The organism is Campylobacter hepaticus (genome assembly GCF_001687475.2).
Lineage (GTDB): Bacteria > Campylobacterota > Campylobacteria > Campylobacterales > Campylobacteraceae > Campylobacter_D > Campylobacter_D hepaticus.
The window spans coordinates 686,599-703,862 of sequence record NZ_CP031611.1 but is presented as its reverse complement, the minus strand read 5'-3'; the positions used below and the strand labels follow the sequence as shown (position 1 = coordinate 703,862).

Sequence of the window (17,264 nt, the reverse complement as noted above, 5' to 3'; positions counted from 1 at the left end):
TTAAATATAAGTATTTGATATTTTTATGCATTTGATTGATTTTTTATTTTATTGATTTGATGATTCTTGCGAGTTTAAGTAGACTAGAAATTAAAAATTCTTTTTTTATAATTTTAGAATTACTTTTAAGTTCATATTCACTTTGAAGTAAAAGGGTGAAAATTTCTTTATATTGTTCAATTTTTAAACTGAAAGCTTGCGAGCTTAAGTTTTGTCCTACTTGGGGTGGAGGTGTATAACCTAAAAGTTCTTTAAAGTCTATTTTTCCATTGATTTTAACATAAAGTGCGATTTTAAATAAGCGATAAAAAGCATTATATAAAGAATTAATTAAAGCAATTTCATTGAAATGATCTAAAATTTTTTCAAGTTCACCTTGAAAGTCTTGTTTTTTTAAAATTTTTTCAAAAAAGCTTTCAAAATTTCCTAAATTTAAGCTATAACAATATTGTTTTATAGTTGTTTCATCTACTTTTAAACCATAAAATTTATTAAGTTCGCTGGCTGCAAGGTATAAATTTTCATCAAAATTTGTAAATAAAGTAAATAAAGCATTGTGAGTAATTTCTATTTTTAGTTGCTTAGCTTTAATACTTAAAAGTTCTATTCCTTCTTTTGCTCCATTGGCTTTAAAAAAGCGTACAAAATGAGGAGAGAAAATTTTTTCTATATCGTTTTGTTTAGAATTTTCATCATAAAATTCCAAAATAAAAAAATGATTTAGGTTTTTTTGGCAAAGATCAACTAAAATTTTAAGATCTTTTATAGGTATTTTTTTAGAAATTTTAATTTCTAGTAGTTTTTTTTCACTAAATAAAGAAGCAGAAGATAAAAAATCATTTGCTATAGTAAAATTATATTCTTCAAAAAACAGTTTTAAAATTTCATCAGCTTGATATTTTTCTTTAATGAACTCACTATAAAGTTCAATTTGGAAATTATCTGATCCATAAAGGAAAAAAAAGTTAGAAATAGAATTTTTAGTAAGTAGGTTTTGAAGATCTTTTCTATACATTTTCTTCCTTTTTGTTTAATTTTTGGGTGATTTTTCCATAAATTTTAGCCATTACAATATCTGCTTGTATAATTTGCACTTCAACTCTTTCTAGTAAATTTACTTTTGTATCATAAAGAATAAGATCAGCTCCTTGAATTTCGTCTTCGAGCTTAGCTATGCAAATTCCATCATTTTGTATGATTAAGGCCTTGAATGTTTTTCCTATATTTTTAGCTGCCCATCTGGCAAATTTTCTATCCATAAAATCAAATGCTACTTTATCAGCTTCTCTTTCAAGTATGTTAAGATTTTGACAAGTATTTTCTATATTTAAAAGTAAATAATTAAATAATTTTTCATCGTTTTTTTGTTTGGCTTTTAAAAGTCTGTGCAAAATAAGATCAGAATATCTGCGTATAGGGCTTGTAAAATGAGAATATTTTTTAAAACCTAAACCAAAATGTCCCGCATTAATACTAGAATACTCAGCTTTTTTTTGTGCTTTAATAATAAGTTTATCGACTTCTGATCTTAAATTAAGTTCATCGGCTAAATTTTGTATATTACGTATGAGTTCTAAAAAATTACCTTTAAAATGAGCATCAATTCCAAGTTCACGTAAAGCGCTTAAAAGTTTATCAATTTTTTTTGTATCTGCGCTTAAATGATTTCTAAAAATGCCTATATCTATGAGTTTTGCAGCTGCTTTATTGGCTAAAAGCATACAATCTTCTATTAAATTATGCGATGGAGTATCTTTTTCAAAAACAGTACTTTTAAGATGTAAATTTTTATCTAAGGTCATTCTAAGTTCTTCAGTTTGAAATTCAAAAGCATTTTTAAGACGGTTTTTGCGTAAAATTTGAGTGACCTCAAAGAGTTTATAAAGCCAAGATAATTCTTTTAAATCAGGTTTATTTATTAAAATTTCATCTACTTCATCATAATTAAAACGGCGTTTTGAGTTGATAATACCTTCAAAAAGCTCTTCTTTTACAACTTTATATTTATGATTTAAAGTAATTTTAAAACAGTAAACTAGGCGATCTAAATTAGGTTTTAAAGAGCAAATGTTTTCGCTTAAAGGACGTGGAAGCATGGGTATGGCAATATGAGGAAAATATATTGAAAATCCGCGATTTCTTGCTTCTTTGTCAATAGCACTATAAGCATAAACATATTCGCTTACATCAGCAATAGCTACATAAATCTCACGTTTTTTTATATCAAAATAAATTGCATCATCAAAGTCTTTTGCATGAATAGGATCTATGGTGCAAAAAGGCAAAGATCTTAAATCTGTGCGATTTTTATACATATTAGCATCTACAGTATCACCATTAGCTAGAGATTCTTTGATACAAATATCATTAAAATCATTATTTTTATTAAAAAGTGCTAAAGAAATTTTTTCATCTACTTTTTCATCATCTATATGTCCTAAAACTTCTATAATATTATTATTTTCATTTTCTATTTTTAAAATTGTCCCTAGAGGCAAATTTTTTAAAGATTTTTGAGAGGCTTTTAAAGCAGTACTTAAACCTGTTTTTATATTCATTCCAAGTATAGCTTGACCATATTTTTTAGTAATTACTAAAGAGGTTTCATTAGCTCTTTTTATAATTAAAACCACTTTAGCGCTAGGACGTTTTTTCTTTAAAGGTAGTAGTTTTACCGCAATAATATCTTTATAATTTGCTCCTTTTAAATATTTATTTTCTATTAAAAGATCTTTTTTAAAATTCTCATCAAAGCTTTTTAAAAATCCTGTTCCTTTAGATGAAATATCAAGTCTTCCAAAGGTAAAACCATTATTAAGATAATATTTATTTTTGTGTTCTTTGATAATGTTATGAACTAAAAGTTCTCTTAAAATTTGTTTAAAATCATTATTGATATTAGAAACATTTATACCATAATTCAGACTATTTAAAAATTCTTTCACTGTTTATACTTTGTAACTTTTTATGAAATTCTTACATAAAGTTTATAAAAAAAATATGAAATTTATACTTTAATTGTTATAATGGATTTTTTAATTTTTTGAATTTTAAGGAGTAATTGTGGCAATTAGGGTGTTTTATGATAAAGATTGTGATATAAATTTAATTAAATCAAAAAAAGTGGCTATTATTGGTTTTGGTTCTCAAGGTCATGCTCATGCTATGAATTTAAGAGATAGTGGTATTGATGTTATTGTAGGGCTTCGTGAAAATGGTTTAAGTTATACTAAGGCAAAAAATGCAGGTTTTGATGTTATGAGTGTGAGTGAGGCTTCAAAACTTGCTGATGTAATTATGATCTTAGCTCCTGATGAAATTCAAGCAGAAATTTTTAATCTTGAAATTAAACCGAATTTAAGTGAAGGTAAGGCTATAGCTTTTGCCCATGGTTTTAATATCCATTATGGACAAATTGTCGCTCCTAAGGGTATTGATGTGATTATGATTGCACCCAAAGCACCAGGGCACACAGTAAGAAATGAATTTGTTATAGGTGGTGGAACCCCTTGTTTAATCGCTATTTATCAAGATGAAAGCCAAAATGCTAAAAATTTAGCTTTAAGTTATGCAAGTGCTATTGGAGGAGGACGTACAGGTATTATAGAAACAAGCTTTAAGGCTGAAACAGAAACTGATTTATTTGGTGAACAAGCTGTGCTTTGTGGTGGACTTAGTGCTTTAATACAGGCAGGATTTGAAACTTTGGTTGAAGCAGGTTATGAACCTGAAATGGCTTATTTTGAATGTTTGCATGAAATGAAACTCATTGTAGATTTGATTTATCAAGGAGGGATTGCTGATATGCGTTATTCTATTTCAAATACTGCAGAATATGGTGATTATATTACAGGACCAAAGATTATTACAGAAGAAACCAAAAAAGCTATGAGAAAGGTTTTAAAAGATATACAAAATGGTGTTTTTGCCAAAGATTTTATTTTGGAGCGTCGTGCAGGTTTTTCAAGAATGCATGCAGAGCGTAAAAATATGAATGATTCTTTAATAGAAAAAACAGGGCGTAATTTGCGTGCTATGATGCCTTGGATTAGTGCTAAAAAATTAGTAGATAAAGACAAGAATTAAGCCTTGTCAAAAAAGAAATTATCTTTTATTGTACTTATATTTTTTTTAATCTGTATAGTTTTATTTGTGGGAATTTTAATTAAGTATAAAAATTCCCAAAATATTAATTATCAATCAGATTTTATTATTCAAACCAAAGAAAACCAAGAAATAAATATAGATTTTATTGATAAAAATATAACAAATGAACATTTTGGTATTTTTAAACCTATAGAAGAAGAAAGTATTCAAAATGATCAAGCTATAAGTATTTTAGAGCAAAGAATTAAAGATTTGAATATAAGTTTGAAAGAACAAAATTTAAGCAATAAAGAGCAAAATCTTAGTTTAGAGTCAAACCAAAATTTCATTTTAAAAGATGAAAATACTTCGTTACAGGATAATTTACATTTGCAAAAGGATGTGAAACCGATCAAAGATAATTCTTTGCCAAAACTTGCTATTATTATAGATGATATGGCTAATGCAAATCAAGTTAAGAATTTGAAAGCTTTAAAATTAAAACTTAATCCTTCCTTTTTTCCACCAGATAAAAACCATAATAATACGCCAAAACTTGCTTTGCAATTTGATTTTTATATGGTACATCTGCCTTTAGCTGCTATTGATTATAATAAACCTGAACTTGATACCTTGAGTCCTAATGATAGCAAAGAAAGAATTTATAAAAAAATTAAACAAATTAAAAAAGATTTTAAGAATTTAAGATATATTAATAATCATACAGGTAGTTTATTTACTAGTAATGAAAAGGCTATGAGAAACCTTTATGAAGTTTTAAAAACTCAAAATATATTTTTTGTAGACTCTAAAACTATAGCTTATTCTAAAGCAAGTAAAATAGCTAAAGAGCTAGGACAAATTTATATACAAAGAGATATTTTTTTGGACAATGAAGATGATATAGCATATATTAAAAAACAACTTTTCAGTGCAGTAAAACTTGCGCAAAAAAAAGGTTTTGCTCTGGCTATAGCTCACCCTAAGGAAAACACTTTTAAGGCTTTAGAGCAAAGTAAAGATTTGTTAAAAAGTGTGAATCTTGTATATTTGAGTGAAATTTATGGTAAGTAAAATTTTAGATTGTGAATTTTTAGAATATTTTAAAAATTTACAAAAACCACCTAAAAAATTATATTATAAAGGAAATTTATCTTTATTAAAACAAGATAAGATTGCTATTATAGGATCTAGACGCATGAATGTTTATACAAAAAATTGTGTTTTTTCTTTAGCTAGTATGCTTAAAAATGCTAATATTTGTATAGTTAGTGGAGGTGCTTTAGGTGTAGATATTACAGCAAGTATGGCAGCTATGCCTAATACTATAGGTATTTTTGCTAATGGTTTGGGACAAATTTATCCTAAAACAAATGAAAAAATAATCAAGCAAATTTATCAAAATGCTTTGGCTTTGAGTGAAAATGAGGATAATTATGTGCCTAAAAATTATGATTTTTTATTTAGAAATCGTTTGATTATTGCTTTGAGTAAAGTTGTTGTTATAGCACAAGCTGATATAAAAAGTGGATCTATGCAAAGTGCTAGACTTGCTTTAGAATTAAATAAACCTTTATATGTTTTGCCTCAAAGACTTCATGAAAGCATGGGAACTAATTTACTTTTGAAAGAAAATAAAGCAAAATTGATTTATGATTTAAGAGATTTTGTGGATGAGTTTGCACCTTTGAATATGCAAAAAGATGAATTTTTAGAGTTTTGTCAAAAAGGTGTAAGTGTAGATGAGGCCTTAAAAATTTTTGGTGAAAAAGTTTATCAATATGAACTTGAAGGAAAAATTTCTATAGAAAGTCTTTTTATAAGGGTGTTAAAATGAAGGTTTTAGCTTTAGATGTGGGTTTAAAACGTATAGGTGTGGCACTTTGTGTGGATAAAAAAATTGCTCTACCTTTAGATGCAGTGTTAAGAAAGAATCGTTATCAGGCTGCTAATGAAATAAAAGCTTTGATTCAATTATATGATATTTCTTTGCTTATAGTAGGTATTCCAAAAGGAGGATCAAGTCAAGAAGAAATGACAAAGCGTATTAAACATTTTATATCTTTGCTTGATTTTAAAAAAGAAATTTGTTTTGTTGATGAGAGTGGAACTAGCAAAGCTGCTTTAGAATTGGGTGTGGTAAATACTCGTAAAAAAGATGGAAAATTAGATTCTTTAGCTGCTTTGCTTATGATAAAGGATTATTTTGCTCTCTAGAATCAGAAAGCTTTACACTAAAGAGGAGTTTGAAAATCTTTTGTCTTCTTTTGAAGAAGAAAAAAATATTTGTATTTTTTTAAATACTTTAGTTTCTAACGCTAAAATTTTAGAAGATGAATTTTTAAAACAAGGTTTAAAATTTCGTAAAATAAATGCTTATTGTTATTTGTTTCAAGCTAAAGATAAAAGTATTTTAAGTTCTATGAAGGCTTTTAAAGAATATAATTTTTATATACAAAATTATGCCTCTTATTTATGTGCTTTAAATTTAGATATTCAAGAAGGTCAAAGTGTACTTGATATGTGTGCTGCTCCTGGTGGAAAAAGTATCAACCTGGCTAATTTTACACAAAATAAAGCTCATTTAGTTTGTAATGAGGTAAATAAAGATAGGTTTTTTACGCTTCAAAAAAATCTTAAAAATTATAGAGTAAATGCTAAAATTTATATGAAAGATGGTAAAAGCATTGGTAATTTATGTCCTTTAAGATTTGATAAAATTTTGCTTGATGCACCTTGTTCAACACTTTCTAAAATAGGCTTTGAATTAGAAAAAAATTATAAAGAGATAAAAAATATTTCTAAATTACAAAAAAAGCTTTTACACTCAGCTTTAAAAGCTTTAAAAATAGGTGGAGAGCTTGTATATAGTACTTGTACTTTTACTAAAGAAGAAAATGAAGAAGTAATAGAAAATGCATTAAGAAGTGAATTTAATATAGAGCTTTTAGATATTAATTTAGAAAATGCAAAAGCTAAAGATGCCAAAAGTAATGAATTTAGTACAATGATAAAATGTAAACGTATTTTACCAAGTATAGATTATGATGGATTTTTTATAGCTAAACTTAGAAAATTAAGTTAAAATTGGATTTTATTCACATTAAAAATTAAATTCATAAAAAAACTTAAAAAACAATAAATATTTTTTTGTTTATTTTAAAGCTTAAAGTTCTATTTTTAGGTATTTTAAGAAGAAAATCACAGAGTGAAAAAGCTGTGAATAAAGTATTATTTTTTTTAAACTTAAAAAATAAAATTTTGTATTTTAGCTAATTTTGGGGCAATAATATTTTGACAATATGCTTGAGAAGGGTTCTTTGTAAAATAGTGTTGGTGGTAGTCTTCAGCTTTATAATAAGCTTTTAGTTTTAAAACTTGAGTAACTATATTTTTATTTAAAATTTTTTGTTGATCTTTAATAAAATTGTCAATTAATATTTTATCTTCTTCATTTTGATAAAAAATTACCGAACGGTATTGTATACCTATGTCTGGACCTTGTTTATCCATACTTGTTGGATCATGTATTTTAAAAAATAAATTTAAAATATCTAAGAGTGTAATTTGCTTTTCTTCATAGTCTAATTTTACAACTTCTATATTGCCATCTTTATTGCAAACACTTTCATAGTTGGGATTAGCTTTACCTCCACTATAACCTACTTCAGTGTGCAAGACACCTTCTTTTTGTTCAAAGGCGGCTTGAATGCACCAAAAGCACCCACCACCTAAAATAATACTTTTCATAGTTTCTTTCCTAAAAAATTTTTAACTTAAAAAAGCTAAGAATTTATCGATAATTTTTAATAGCTTTTTCTAAAATTGCAATAGCAGCTTTTTCATCTTGGAAATCTTGTACTTTAACCCATTTGCTAGGTTCTAATATTTTATATGTTTCAAAAAAATTTTTGATTTTATTTAGGCTTGCTTGAGGTAAATCTGTGTAAGTTTTGATATTATCATATCTTGCATCGATTTTAGAATTAGGAACAGCAAGCAGTTTTTCATCCATACCGCTTTCATCTTCCATAATTAAAACTCCGATTAAACGACAAGGGAGTATAGCTCCTGCTTGTATAGGGTATTCATTAACAATTAAAATATCTACAGGATCACCATCATCAGCTAAGGTATTAGGGATAAAGCCGTAATTTGCAGGATAAAACATTGCACTAGCCATAACACGATCTACCATAATAGCAGCACTGTCTTTATCAATTTCATATTTTATATTAGATCCATATGGAATTTCAATGACTGCATTGATTTTATTTGGAATTTCTCCAATTTTAATTTTATTTAAATCCATTTTATTTCCTTTATATATTTTGAATTTTTTTAATCAAATCTTTCATATCAGCAACAATAGGTTCTATCGTACGTTCTCCATCTATGATGAAATGAAGTTTTTTCTTTTGATAAAAAGCTAGAATTTCATTTAAAGGTTGTGTATATACTTTCATTCTATTATAAAAAATTTCTTCATTATCATCCGCACCACGATTTCTACCTAAGACGCGTTCTTTTGCTATTTCTTCGCTTACTCTTACTTCAATTACTCCTTTGAGAGAAATTTCATTTTGTTTACTTAAAACCTTATCAAATTCTATCATTTGTTCTATGCTTCTTGGATAACCATCAATAATAATAGTTTGTGTTGGAGCAGTTTTAAGAGCTGAAATTATAGTATTAATAACTATATCTAAAGGAACAAGATTGCCTTTGGAGATAAAACTATCTATAGTTTTTCCAAGTTCGCTCCCACTCGCTATTTCAGATCTTAAAAGATCACCTGTTGAATAATGGGTGATATGAGTATCACTTTGGGCTATTAAACTTGCATCAGTAGTTTTTCCACTCCCTGGTGCACCTATAATTAAAAATAATTCTTTCATTTGATATTCTCCCTTAGTTTGATTCCTAATTCTCTTAAGGCTTCATTATTAGCTATTGAAGGTGCTTGTGTCATAAAGCATTGTGCTTTTTGAGTTTTTGGAAAAGCTATTACTTCTTTAATGCTATTAGATTTTGTTACTAGCATAATAAGTCTATCAAGACCTATTGCAATTCCCCCATGAGGAGGAGCTCCAAAACTTAAAGCATTAAGTAAAAAACCAAATTGTTCTTTTTGTTGTTTTTCGTCTATATTAAGTAGTTTAAAAACTTTTTGTTGTATATCATTTTTGTGAATTCTAATGCTTCCACCCCCAAGTTCTACTCCATTTAGCACTATATCATAAGAAAACGATGAAATAGCTTCTAAATCATCTGCGTCAATATTTTTTGGCATGGTAAAAGGATGATGCATTGCAGAATAAGTTCCATCATCATTTTGTTCAAACATAGGAAAATCAATCACCCATGCAAATTCTAAAAGATTTGTATCAATAAGATTAAGTTCATTAGCTAGAAAAATTCTAAATCTTCCCATATAATCAAGTACTGTTTTTTTATTTCCTGCACCAAAAAATACTACATCCCCGGTTTCAAGTTTGCAACGTTGAGCTAGTGTTTGTAAATCTTCTTCGTTAAAAAATTTACAAAGAGGACCTTTAAGACCATCTTCTTTAACTTGTATAAAAGCTAAACCTTGAGCACCAAATTTGCGAACAAATTCTTCAAATCTTTGCATTTGTCTTTTTGAAAAAATAGTATCACCTTTAGGAACACGTATGGCTTTAATACGATTTTTCTTTGTATTGTTAGCAATATTTGCAAAAATTTCATTATTTGATTTTGCAAAAATATCAATAACATCGATCAATTGAAGATCAAATCTTAAATCTGGTTTATCAGATCCATAATTTTCCATAGCTTCTTGATATTGTATTTGTCGAAAAGGAATGTGAATTTCTTTTCCACAAGCTTTAAAAATATCTTTTAACAAAATTTCAGCTGTTGTTATAACATCTTTTTGTTCGCAAAAACTCATTTCTATATCAATTTGTGTGAATTCAGGTTGACGATCAGATCTTAAATCTTCATCTCTGAAACATTTTGCAATTTGAAAATAACGATCAAAACCGCTGCACATTAAAAGTTGCTTGAAAAGTTGAGGGCTTTGAGGAAGGGCATAAAATTGACCTTGATGCACACGAGAAGGTACAAGATAATCTCTTGCGCCTTCTGGAGTTGCTTTAGTGAGAATAGGAGTTTCAACTTCTAAAAAACCCATATTTGCTAAAGAATTTCTAGCGGCTATACAAGCTTTAGAACGTAGGGCAAAATTGTCATAAAGCTTAGGATTTCTTAGATCTAAAAAACGATATTTTAGACGTAATTCTTCATTAACATTTTCATCTCCAATAGCAAAAGGGGGAATAAGACTTTCATTTTCTATACTAAGTTCAAAAACAACAACTTCAATTTTTCCTGTTTGTAATTTTGAATTTATAAGCCCTTCTCCGCGTGGACGTATGGTGCCTTGTACAATTAAAACAAATTCATTTCTTACATTAGAAGCAATTTCATGAGCTGCTTTGCTATCATTAGGATCGCAAACAAGTTGAATAATACCGCTTCTATCTCTTAAATCTATAAAAATAACTCCACCATGGTCACGGTAGCTATTTACCCAACCGCAAAGTTTAACGCTTTGACCAACATGGGAAATTCCCAAGTCTGTATTATAATGAGTTCGCAAATTTATTCCTTGAAAAATGTTTTTAAGATAAAAATTAAAATTATAATATTTTTATTCTTTTGCTTTGCTAAGATTTGATATAATTTTTTATGCAAAATAAAATAGATTATAAAAATATTAAAAAAATTGGACTTGTTGCACGACCTAATTCGAGTTTTGATAAAGAAATTTTAAAACTTCAAACAATTTTAAGAGTATATGATATTGAACTTGTGTTATTTAAAAAAAGTTCTAAAATATTAAATTTATTACAATATGAACTTGATGATTTATTTAAAATATGTGATTTGATTATTTCTTTAGGTGGAGATGGAACTTTGATTTCTTTATGCTGTAAAGCTTGTGAGCATGATAAGCCACTTTTAGGAATTCATGCAGGACGTTTGGGTTTTTTAACCAATTTTAAAATGGATGAGGCAGAAAATTTTTTTAAAGCATTTTTTCAAGGGGAATTTAGGGTTGAAAAACCTTATTTATTGAGTCTCTCTTTGGAAAATAAACAAGGAAAAAATTTAGAAAAATTAGCCTTTAATGATATAGTTATTGGTAAAAATAATAAAGCGTCTATGGCTCATATAGAAGTGTTTAGAAAGGCTAAAAAATTTAATGAGTATTTTGGAGATGGTCTTATTGTTGCAACTCCAGCAGGTTCAACAGCTTATAATTTAAGTGCTAATGGACCTATAGTTTATACCTTAGCACAAGCTTTTATATTAACACCTGTATGTTCTCATTCTTTAACTCAAAGACCTATTGTTTTACCAAAGGGTTTTGAAATAGAAATCATGGCAAAAGATTGTATACTTTGTGTAGATGGGCAAGAAAATTATCAAATGAATGATTTTAAAAGTGTAAAAGTGGGTTTAAGTGATAAAAATGTATCTTTAATTCATCCTAAAAATAGAGATTATTTTCAAATTTTAAAAGAAAAATTGCATTGGGGAAATTAATGATTGATAAAATTTTAATAAAGGAAAATCTTAGCTTTAAAAAAGTAGAGCTTCAAATTTCTAAAGGACTTACAGTTTTTACAGGTCTTAGCGGGGTAGGAAAATCAGTTTTATTTAAAGGAATTTTATCAGCTTTTTCTTTATGTGAAAGTGAAGCTAAATTTGTTGAAGTTAGACTTGATGATAGATTGGATTTAGAAAGTTTTGGTATAGAGAGTGAAGAAGAGAATGTATTTAAAGTTTTAAAAGAAAAAAATACTAAATATTTTATTAATAATCAAAGTATAGCCAAAAAAAGTTTATACAATTTAAGTAAAACCTTTATTAAATATTTGAGTGTTAAAGAGAATAATGAATTTAGTAATGAAAAATTTTTAAAGCTTTTAGATACTTTAGAAGTTCAACAAGATTCACAATTTATTTCTTTTTTGGAAGAATTTAAAAAGGAATTTTATGAATATATAGAAGCTTTAAATCAATTAAATCTTCTTTTAGAAGAAGAAGCAAAAATAGAAGAATTAAAAGAGCTTGCTAAAATACAAATTGAAAAAATTTCAAGTATCAATCCTAAAATAGGCGAATATGAAGAGCTTTTAACACTTAAAAAAAAGCTTTCTAAGAAAGATAAATTAGAACAAGCTTGGAGTAAAGCAGAGCGTATTTTTGATTTTGAAAAAGTTGTAATAGATGCTTTAAATTTAAGTGAAGTAGATCCAAGTTTTTTTAGTGAATGTTTAAATGAGTTGCGTATTATTTATGAAAATTTAAAAATGGAAGATTTGGATTTTGATGTTGAAACGCTTTTAAATCGTATTGAAAATTTGTCTTATCTTATTAAACGTTATGAAAGTATAGAAAATACTTTAGAGGTTTTAAAGTCCAAAAAACAAGAATTGCAACATTATGAAAATTTAAGTTTTGAAAAAAAAGAACTTGAAAATAAAGTACAAGTATTAGAACAAAAATGCATGCAAAAAGCACAAATAATAAGTCAAAAAAGAAGTAAAAATCTTCAAAAATTAGAAGATTTATTAAACGATTATCTTAAAAATCTTTATATGAAAGATTTAAGTTTAACCCTTAAAGAAAATAATAAAATTGCAGTTTTTGGTAAAGATGAGATTGTGCTAGATATTAATTTAACAAGTTTGAAAAATTTAAGTTCAGGAGAATTAAATCGTTTAAGACTTGCTTTTATAGCTACAGAATGTAAAATTTTAAATGAAGGCAAGGGTATATTGTTTTTAGATGAAATTGATGCTAATTTAAGCGGAAAAGAAGCTATGAGTATAGCAAGAATCCTAGTAGAGCTTTCAGAGTTTTATCAAATTTTTGCTATTTCGCATTTGCCTCAACTTTCTTCTAGGGCCCATAATCATTTCTTGGTTGAAAATAAAGATGGGGAAAGTGTGGTAAAAAAGCTTAATCAAGATGAGAGGATAAAAGAGCTTGCTAGAATGGTTAGTGGTGAACTTGTAAGCGATGAAGCGCTTGAATTTGCTAAAACTTTATTTAGGGGTTAAGTGGATTTTTTATTTTATTATGCTAAAATATATAATTATAAAAATTTTCTTTCTTAAAATAAGTATAACGTAGATAAAATTTCAATATAAAGGTATTTTGCACAATGGGTAAAAAAATTTTAATTATTGATGATAATAAAATGCTTGCAAAGCTTTTAGCTAAAAAAATTCAAACAACTTTGAATTATGAAGTAGATATTGCTTTTGACTTTGCAAAGGCTCAAGAATTAATGGAAAATGAGTATTTTTTAGTTTTTGCAGATTTATGTTTATTAGATGCACCAAATGGTGAAGTGGTTGATTATATTATTGAAAAGAAAACTCCAGTTGTAGTATTAACAGCTAGTGCAGATAAAGCTACTAAAGAAAAATTTATGCATAAAGATATACTTGATTATATTTTTAAAGAAAGTGAAACTTGTATTGATGAGATTATCAATTCTATTGTAAAATTAAATCAATATGCAAAAACTAAAGTCATTTTGGCTATGAGTAATTTAAATGAGCGCAATGAAATTAAAAAAATACTCACTCAAAGAAAATTTAATGTTTTAGCTGCAGCTCATGGTGAAGAAGCTTTAAGTTATTTAAATGATAATAATGATATTAAGCTTATTATTGCCGATGCGCATATGCCTGTAATTAATGGTTTTGAATTGTTAAATCAAGTAAGAGAACGTTTTAATGATGATGAATTGTGTGTGATTCTTTTAGGTGAGCATAATGATACTTTTGAAGTTGATGCTTTTAAAAATAGTGTTAATGAATATTTATTTAAACCTTTAAATAAAGAAAGTTTTAATTGTCGTTTGGATCGATGTTTATCTTATATGGAAGATAAGAAATTTTTAAATACTTATAATATTTTAGATCCTGTTTCTGGAATTAAAAATTATAATGCTTTAATGAGTGGTATTGAAGATTATTTTGCTCAAGTAGCTGTAAAAGAAGAAGAATTTGCTTTTGCTTTTTTGAATATAGATAATCTTGAAATGATTAATGAAGAGTATGGTTATGATGTAGGCGATGAGGTAATTAAAATTTGTGCTAATGAGATTGTTAATGAAGTTAAAGGACGTGATCTTGTGGGTCAATATAGTGGAGAAAAAATTTGTATTATACTTAAAAATATATCTCAAGAAAAAGCTATTAAGATTTTTTCTCGTATACGTGTAAATATTAAAAAAACAGGTGTTTTAGTAAATTTAGATGAAGTTTTTTTTACAGTGTCTATAGGTGTAGTTTTTGGAACGAGTAAAGATAAATTTGATAATTTAGTTCAAAAAGCAGATAGGGTATTAGCTCAGGCTAAGAATAATGGTAAAGATAGGGTTGAAATATGTTCTTAAATTTTGAAAATGATGGTAAAATTATTGATACACATTGCCATTTGGATAGTGAAATGTTTAAAGATGATTTAGATGAGATTATAAATCGTGCTTTTAACAATGGTATAGAAAAAATAATTATACCAGGTGCTGATATAAACGATCTCCCTTATGCGGCTAAAATTGCAGAACAATATGAAAATATTTTTTTTGCAGCTGGTGTGCATCCTTATGAAATTGATAATTATGATGAAATGGTATTAAGGCAGTATTTATCTCATAAAAAATGTGTAGCTATTGGTGAATGTGGGCTTGATTATTTTCGTTTTAAAAGTGATATTTTAGAAGAAATTGAAAAAGAAAAAGAAAGACAGAAGAAGGTTTTTATAGCTCAAGTTGAACTTGCTATTGAATTTAAAAAACCTATTATTATTCATTCAAGAGAAGCTAATTTTGATACTTATGAAATTTTACATTATTATTCAAAAGATCTTCAAGGTGGAGTTTTGCATTGTTTTAATGCAAGTGAACATTTATTACGTCTTTGTGAAGAGGGCTTTTATTTTGGTATAGGTGGAGTTTTGACTTTTAAAAATGCTAAAAAATTACTTGAAATTTTACCTAAGATTCCTAAGGAAAAATTATTGCTTGAAACTGATGCTCCTTATTTAACCCCAGAGCCTTATCGTGGAAAAAGAAATGAGCCTTTATTTACTCAATTTGTAGCAAATAAGATGTCTGAAATTTTATCTTTACCGAGGAAAGAACTTTTAGAGCTTTGTTTTAATAATTCTGAAAAATTATTTTTTAAGGGTACTGGATGAAAAAAATTTCATTATGTTTTATATTTTTTTATACCTTTGTTTTTGCACAAATGAGTACTCCTGAATTTTATGATAGACAAATGAATATTTTAAGAAATTTGGATATACACCCAAGTTTTATAAGTGATTTAGTTTTTATTCAAACGCAACAAGATTTAAAATCAAAACATACTCAAAGTTTAATAAATAGCATGCAAAATTTTTCTCAACTTACATTTATGATAAGAAAAATTTTAGCTCAAGAAGAACTCCCTGAAGAAATTTTATATTTAGCTATGGTTGAATCAGGATTGAAAACTCATAGCGTTTCAAATGCTAAAGCAGTAGGTGTTTGGCAATTTATGCAAGCAACAGCCAAAGATTTAGGTTTGAGAATAGATGCTTATGTTGATGAAAGACGCGATCCTGTTAAATCAACCTATGCAGCTATAAATTATTTAAAAATATTAAAAGAAGAATTTGGTAAATGGTATTTAGCTTTTTTAGCTTATAATTGTGGAAATGCTAAGTTAAAACAAGCTATTAAGCAAGCAAAAAGTGATGATTTAAGTGTGTTGCTTGATCCTGATAAAAAATATCTTTCTTTGGAAACTAGAAATTTCATAAGAAAAATTTTAACCTTCGCTTTTTTAGCTAATGATAGAGATTTTTTATTAGATGAGGATGCATCTTTAATTAATTATGCTTTAAGTAATGAATTTATAAAAGTTGATATTCCCTCTTCTGTTTCTTTAAGGGAAATAGCACGGAAATTAAATATGGATTTTTCAAAGTTTAAAAAATATAATCCTCAATTTAAGCATGATTTTACGCCCCCAGGTAAAGGGTATTATATATATATACCTATAAATAAAGTAGCATTTTTTAATCAAAATTTTAAAGTAGACAAACTTTCAAAAGTAGATACAAGTATACCTATGACAAGAATTTATATTGTTAAATCAGGGGATTCTTTATATAAAATTGCAAAAAATTATAATATAGATATTGATACTATTCGTCAATTAAATCAAATTACAAAAAATCATCTTAGTGTTAATCAAAAATTAATTATACCAATTAAGGAGAATGTGAATGCAAAGAAAAATAATTATGCTAAAGTTGTTAGCCGTTAGTTTAACAGGATTGATTTTTAGTGGTTGTTTAAGTACAAGTTTTTTTTCTAGCATGGATAATGCTACAATATATTATCCATCTAATGACTTTAAAAGTACGCCTCATTCATCATCAAGTGCTAAAGGAACCATGAAACCTTATACTATTAATGGTAAAACTTATTATCCTACTGTTGTATCTGTAGGTGAAACTGCTGATGGAATTGCTAGTTGGTATGGCCCAGGTTTTCATGGAAAGAAAACTTCTAATGGGGAAATTTATAATCAAGATGGTTTAAGTGCAGCTCATAAAACCTTGCCTATGAATACTATTTTAAAGGTAACTAATTTAAATAATAAACGTGAAGTTATTGTTCGTGTGAATGATAGAGGTCCTTTTGTAAACAATCGTATTATAGATTTGTCAAAAGGGGCTGCAAGTGAAATTGATATGCTTGCTTCAGGTACAGCTCCTGTAAGACTTGAAGTTATAGGTTTTGGTTCTAAAAATTCAGGTAATAACATTGTACATTCTAATGTAAATTATGGTAGTAGTGGTGAGATTGTCAATAATGGACAAATTTATGAAGGCGGGAATTTTATGGTGCAAATTGGAGCTTTTAAAAATTCAGATGGAGCTAGGACTATAGAATCTAAATATAAAACTTATAGAACTTATAGTAGTACTATACGTAAAAGTTCAGCAGATGGCTTAAGTCGTGTTTTTTTAACAGGTTTTAGAAGTGAAGATGAGGCTAGAGATTTTGCTGCAAGTGGTGTATTTTCAGGTGCTTTTGTTGTAAGAGAATAAAA

Annotated in this window: 17 protein-coding genes; 11 read left to right on the top strand and 6 right to left on the bottom strand. The window is 27.2% G+C overall.

All coding sequences use genetic code 11. From position 1 onward, the window contains the following. Positions 1-43 precede the first annotated feature (43 nt). Together A2J15_RS03470 and A2J15_RS03465 are read right to left on the bottom strand one after the other, a co-directional pair. Positions 44-1,015, bottom strand: a complete 972-nt coding sequence (locus tag A2J15_RS03470) for a DNA polymerase III subunit delta (RefSeq protein WP_066776643.1) — start codon at positions 1,013-1,015, stop codon at positions 44-46. Continuing rightward, complete coding sequence (locus A2J15_RS03465) at positions 1,008-2,945, bottom strand: RNB domain-containing ribonuclease (protein ID WP_066776646.1); 1,938 nt, start codon at positions 2,943-2,945, stop codon at positions 1,008-1,010. The genes A2J15_RS03470 and A2J15_RS03465 overlap by 8 nt, the downstream gene beginning before the upstream one ends. Positions 2,946-3,063: 118 nt before the next feature. On the opposite strand from A2J15_RS03465, the gene ilvC reads away from it, so the two are divergent. From ilvC to A2J15_RS03440, 5 genes are read left to right on the top strand one after another with little or no spacing between them, the layout of a single operon-like run. Then, positions 3,064-4,086 carry a ketol-acid reductoisomerase gene (gene ilvC, locus A2J15_RS03460; RefSeq protein WP_066776649.1) on the top strand — a complete coding sequence of 341 codons (1,023 nt, stop codon included), beginning with the start codon at positions 3,064-3,066 and terminating at the stop codon, positions 4,084-4,086. A gap of 3 nt (positions 4,087-4,089) precedes the next feature. Then, a complete protein-coding gene (locus tag A2J15_RS03455) occupies positions 4,090-5,160 on the top strand; it encodes a divergent polysaccharide deacetylase family protein (RefSeq protein ID WP_066776653.1) in 1,071 nt (356 codons plus the stop codon). Further along, complete coding sequence (locus tag A2J15_RS03450) at positions 5,150-5,923, top strand: DNA-processing protein DprA (protein WP_066776851.1); 774 nt, start codon at positions 5,150-5,152, stop codon at positions 5,921-5,923. Before A2J15_RS03455 ends, A2J15_RS03450 begins: the two co-directional genes overlap by 11 nt. Continuing rightward, the gene (gene ruvX, locus A2J15_RS03445) at positions 5,920-6,303 is read left to right on the top strand and encodes a Holliday junction resolvase RuvX (RefSeq protein WP_066776657.1); all 384 of its coding nucleotides are present in this window, start codon (positions 5,920-5,922) and stop codon (positions 6,301-6,303) included. The genes A2J15_RS03450 and ruvX overlap by 4 nt, the downstream gene beginning before the upstream one ends. Beyond that, complete coding sequence (locus A2J15_RS03440; RefSeq protein WP_066776660.1) at positions 6,293-7,171, top strand: RsmB/NOP family class I SAM-dependent RNA methyltransferase; 879 nt, start codon at positions 6,293-6,295, stop codon at positions 7,169-7,171. The genes ruvX and A2J15_RS03440 overlap by 11 nt, the downstream gene beginning before the upstream one ends. Positions 7,172-7,332: 161 nt before the next feature. Here the strand turns inward: A2J15_RS03440 and msrA are convergent, their stop codons facing one another. Genes msrA through aspS form a run of 4 tightly spaced genes read right to left on the bottom strand, consistent with a single transcriptional unit; the run spans position 7,333 to position 10,732 of the window. Beyond that, positions 7,333-7,836: a peptide-methionine (S)-S-oxide reductase MsrA gene (gene msrA, locus A2J15_RS03435; protein WP_066776663.1), complete on the bottom strand. Its 504-nt coding sequence runs from the start codon at positions 7,834-7,836 to the stop codon at positions 7,333-7,335. A gap of 43 nt (positions 7,837-7,879) precedes the next feature. Continuing rightward, positions 7,880-8,398, bottom strand: a complete 519-nt coding sequence (gene ppa / locus A2J15_RS03430; protein ID WP_066776666.1) for an inorganic diphosphatase — start codon at positions 8,396-8,398, stop codon at positions 7,880-7,882. Between the two features lie 10 nt (positions 8,399-8,408). Then, positions 8,409-8,984 (bottom strand): adenylate kinase, encoded by a 576-nt coding sequence (locus tag A2J15_RS03425; RefSeq protein WP_066776668.1) that lies wholly within the window; start codon positions 8,982-8,984, stop codon positions 8,409-8,411. Then, a complete protein-coding gene (gene aspS / locus A2J15_RS03420) occupies positions 8,981-10,732 on the bottom strand; it encodes an aspartate--tRNA ligase (protein WP_066776671.1) in 1,752 nt (583 codons plus the stop codon). Before aspS ends, A2J15_RS03425 begins: the two co-directional genes overlap by 4 nt. Before the next feature lie 89 nt (positions 10,733-10,821). Between aspS and A2J15_RS03415 the strand changes: the two genes are divergently transcribed. The 6 genes from A2J15_RS03415 (at position 10,822) to A2J15_RS03390 (ending at position 17,262) form a co-directional block, all read left to right on the top strand. Beyond that, the gene (locus tag A2J15_RS03415; RefSeq protein WP_066776674.1) at positions 10,822-11,682 is read left to right on the top strand and encodes an NAD(+) kinase; all 861 of its coding nucleotides are present in this window, start codon (positions 10,822-10,824) and stop codon (positions 11,680-11,682) included. Continuing rightward, on the top strand, positions 11,682-13,205 hold the full coding sequence (locus A2J15_RS03410) for an AAA family ATPase (protein WP_066776676.1): 1,524 nt from the start codon (positions 11,682-11,684) through the stop codon (positions 13,203-13,205). The genes A2J15_RS03415 and A2J15_RS03410 overlap by 1 nt, the downstream gene beginning before the upstream one ends. A 104-nt stretch (positions 13,206-13,309) precedes the next feature. Next, a complete protein-coding gene (cbrR, locus tag A2J15_RS03405) occupies positions 13,310-14,554 on the top strand; it encodes a bile resistance response regulator CbrR (protein WP_066776679.1) in 1,245 nt (414 codons plus the stop codon). Continuing rightward, complete coding sequence (locus tag A2J15_RS03400) at positions 14,545-15,357, top strand: TatD family hydrolase (protein WP_066776682.1); 813 nt, start codon at positions 14,545-14,547, stop codon at positions 15,355-15,357. The genes cbrR and A2J15_RS03400 overlap by 10 nt, the downstream gene beginning before the upstream one ends. Then, positions 15,354-16,472, top strand: coding sequence for a lytic transglycosylase domain-containing protein (locus tag A2J15_RS03395; protein WP_066776690.1), 1,119 nt, complete (start codon positions 15,354-15,356; stop codon positions 16,470-16,472). Before A2J15_RS03400 ends, A2J15_RS03395 begins: the two co-directional genes overlap by 4 nt. Next, complete coding sequence (locus A2J15_RS03390) at positions 16,432-17,262, top strand: septal ring lytic transglycosylase RlpA family protein (RefSeq protein WP_066776693.1); 831 nt, start codon at positions 16,432-16,434, stop codon at positions 17,260-17,262. Before A2J15_RS03395 ends, A2J15_RS03390 begins: the two co-directional genes overlap by 41 nt. Positions 17,263-17,264 lie beyond the last annotated feature (2 nt).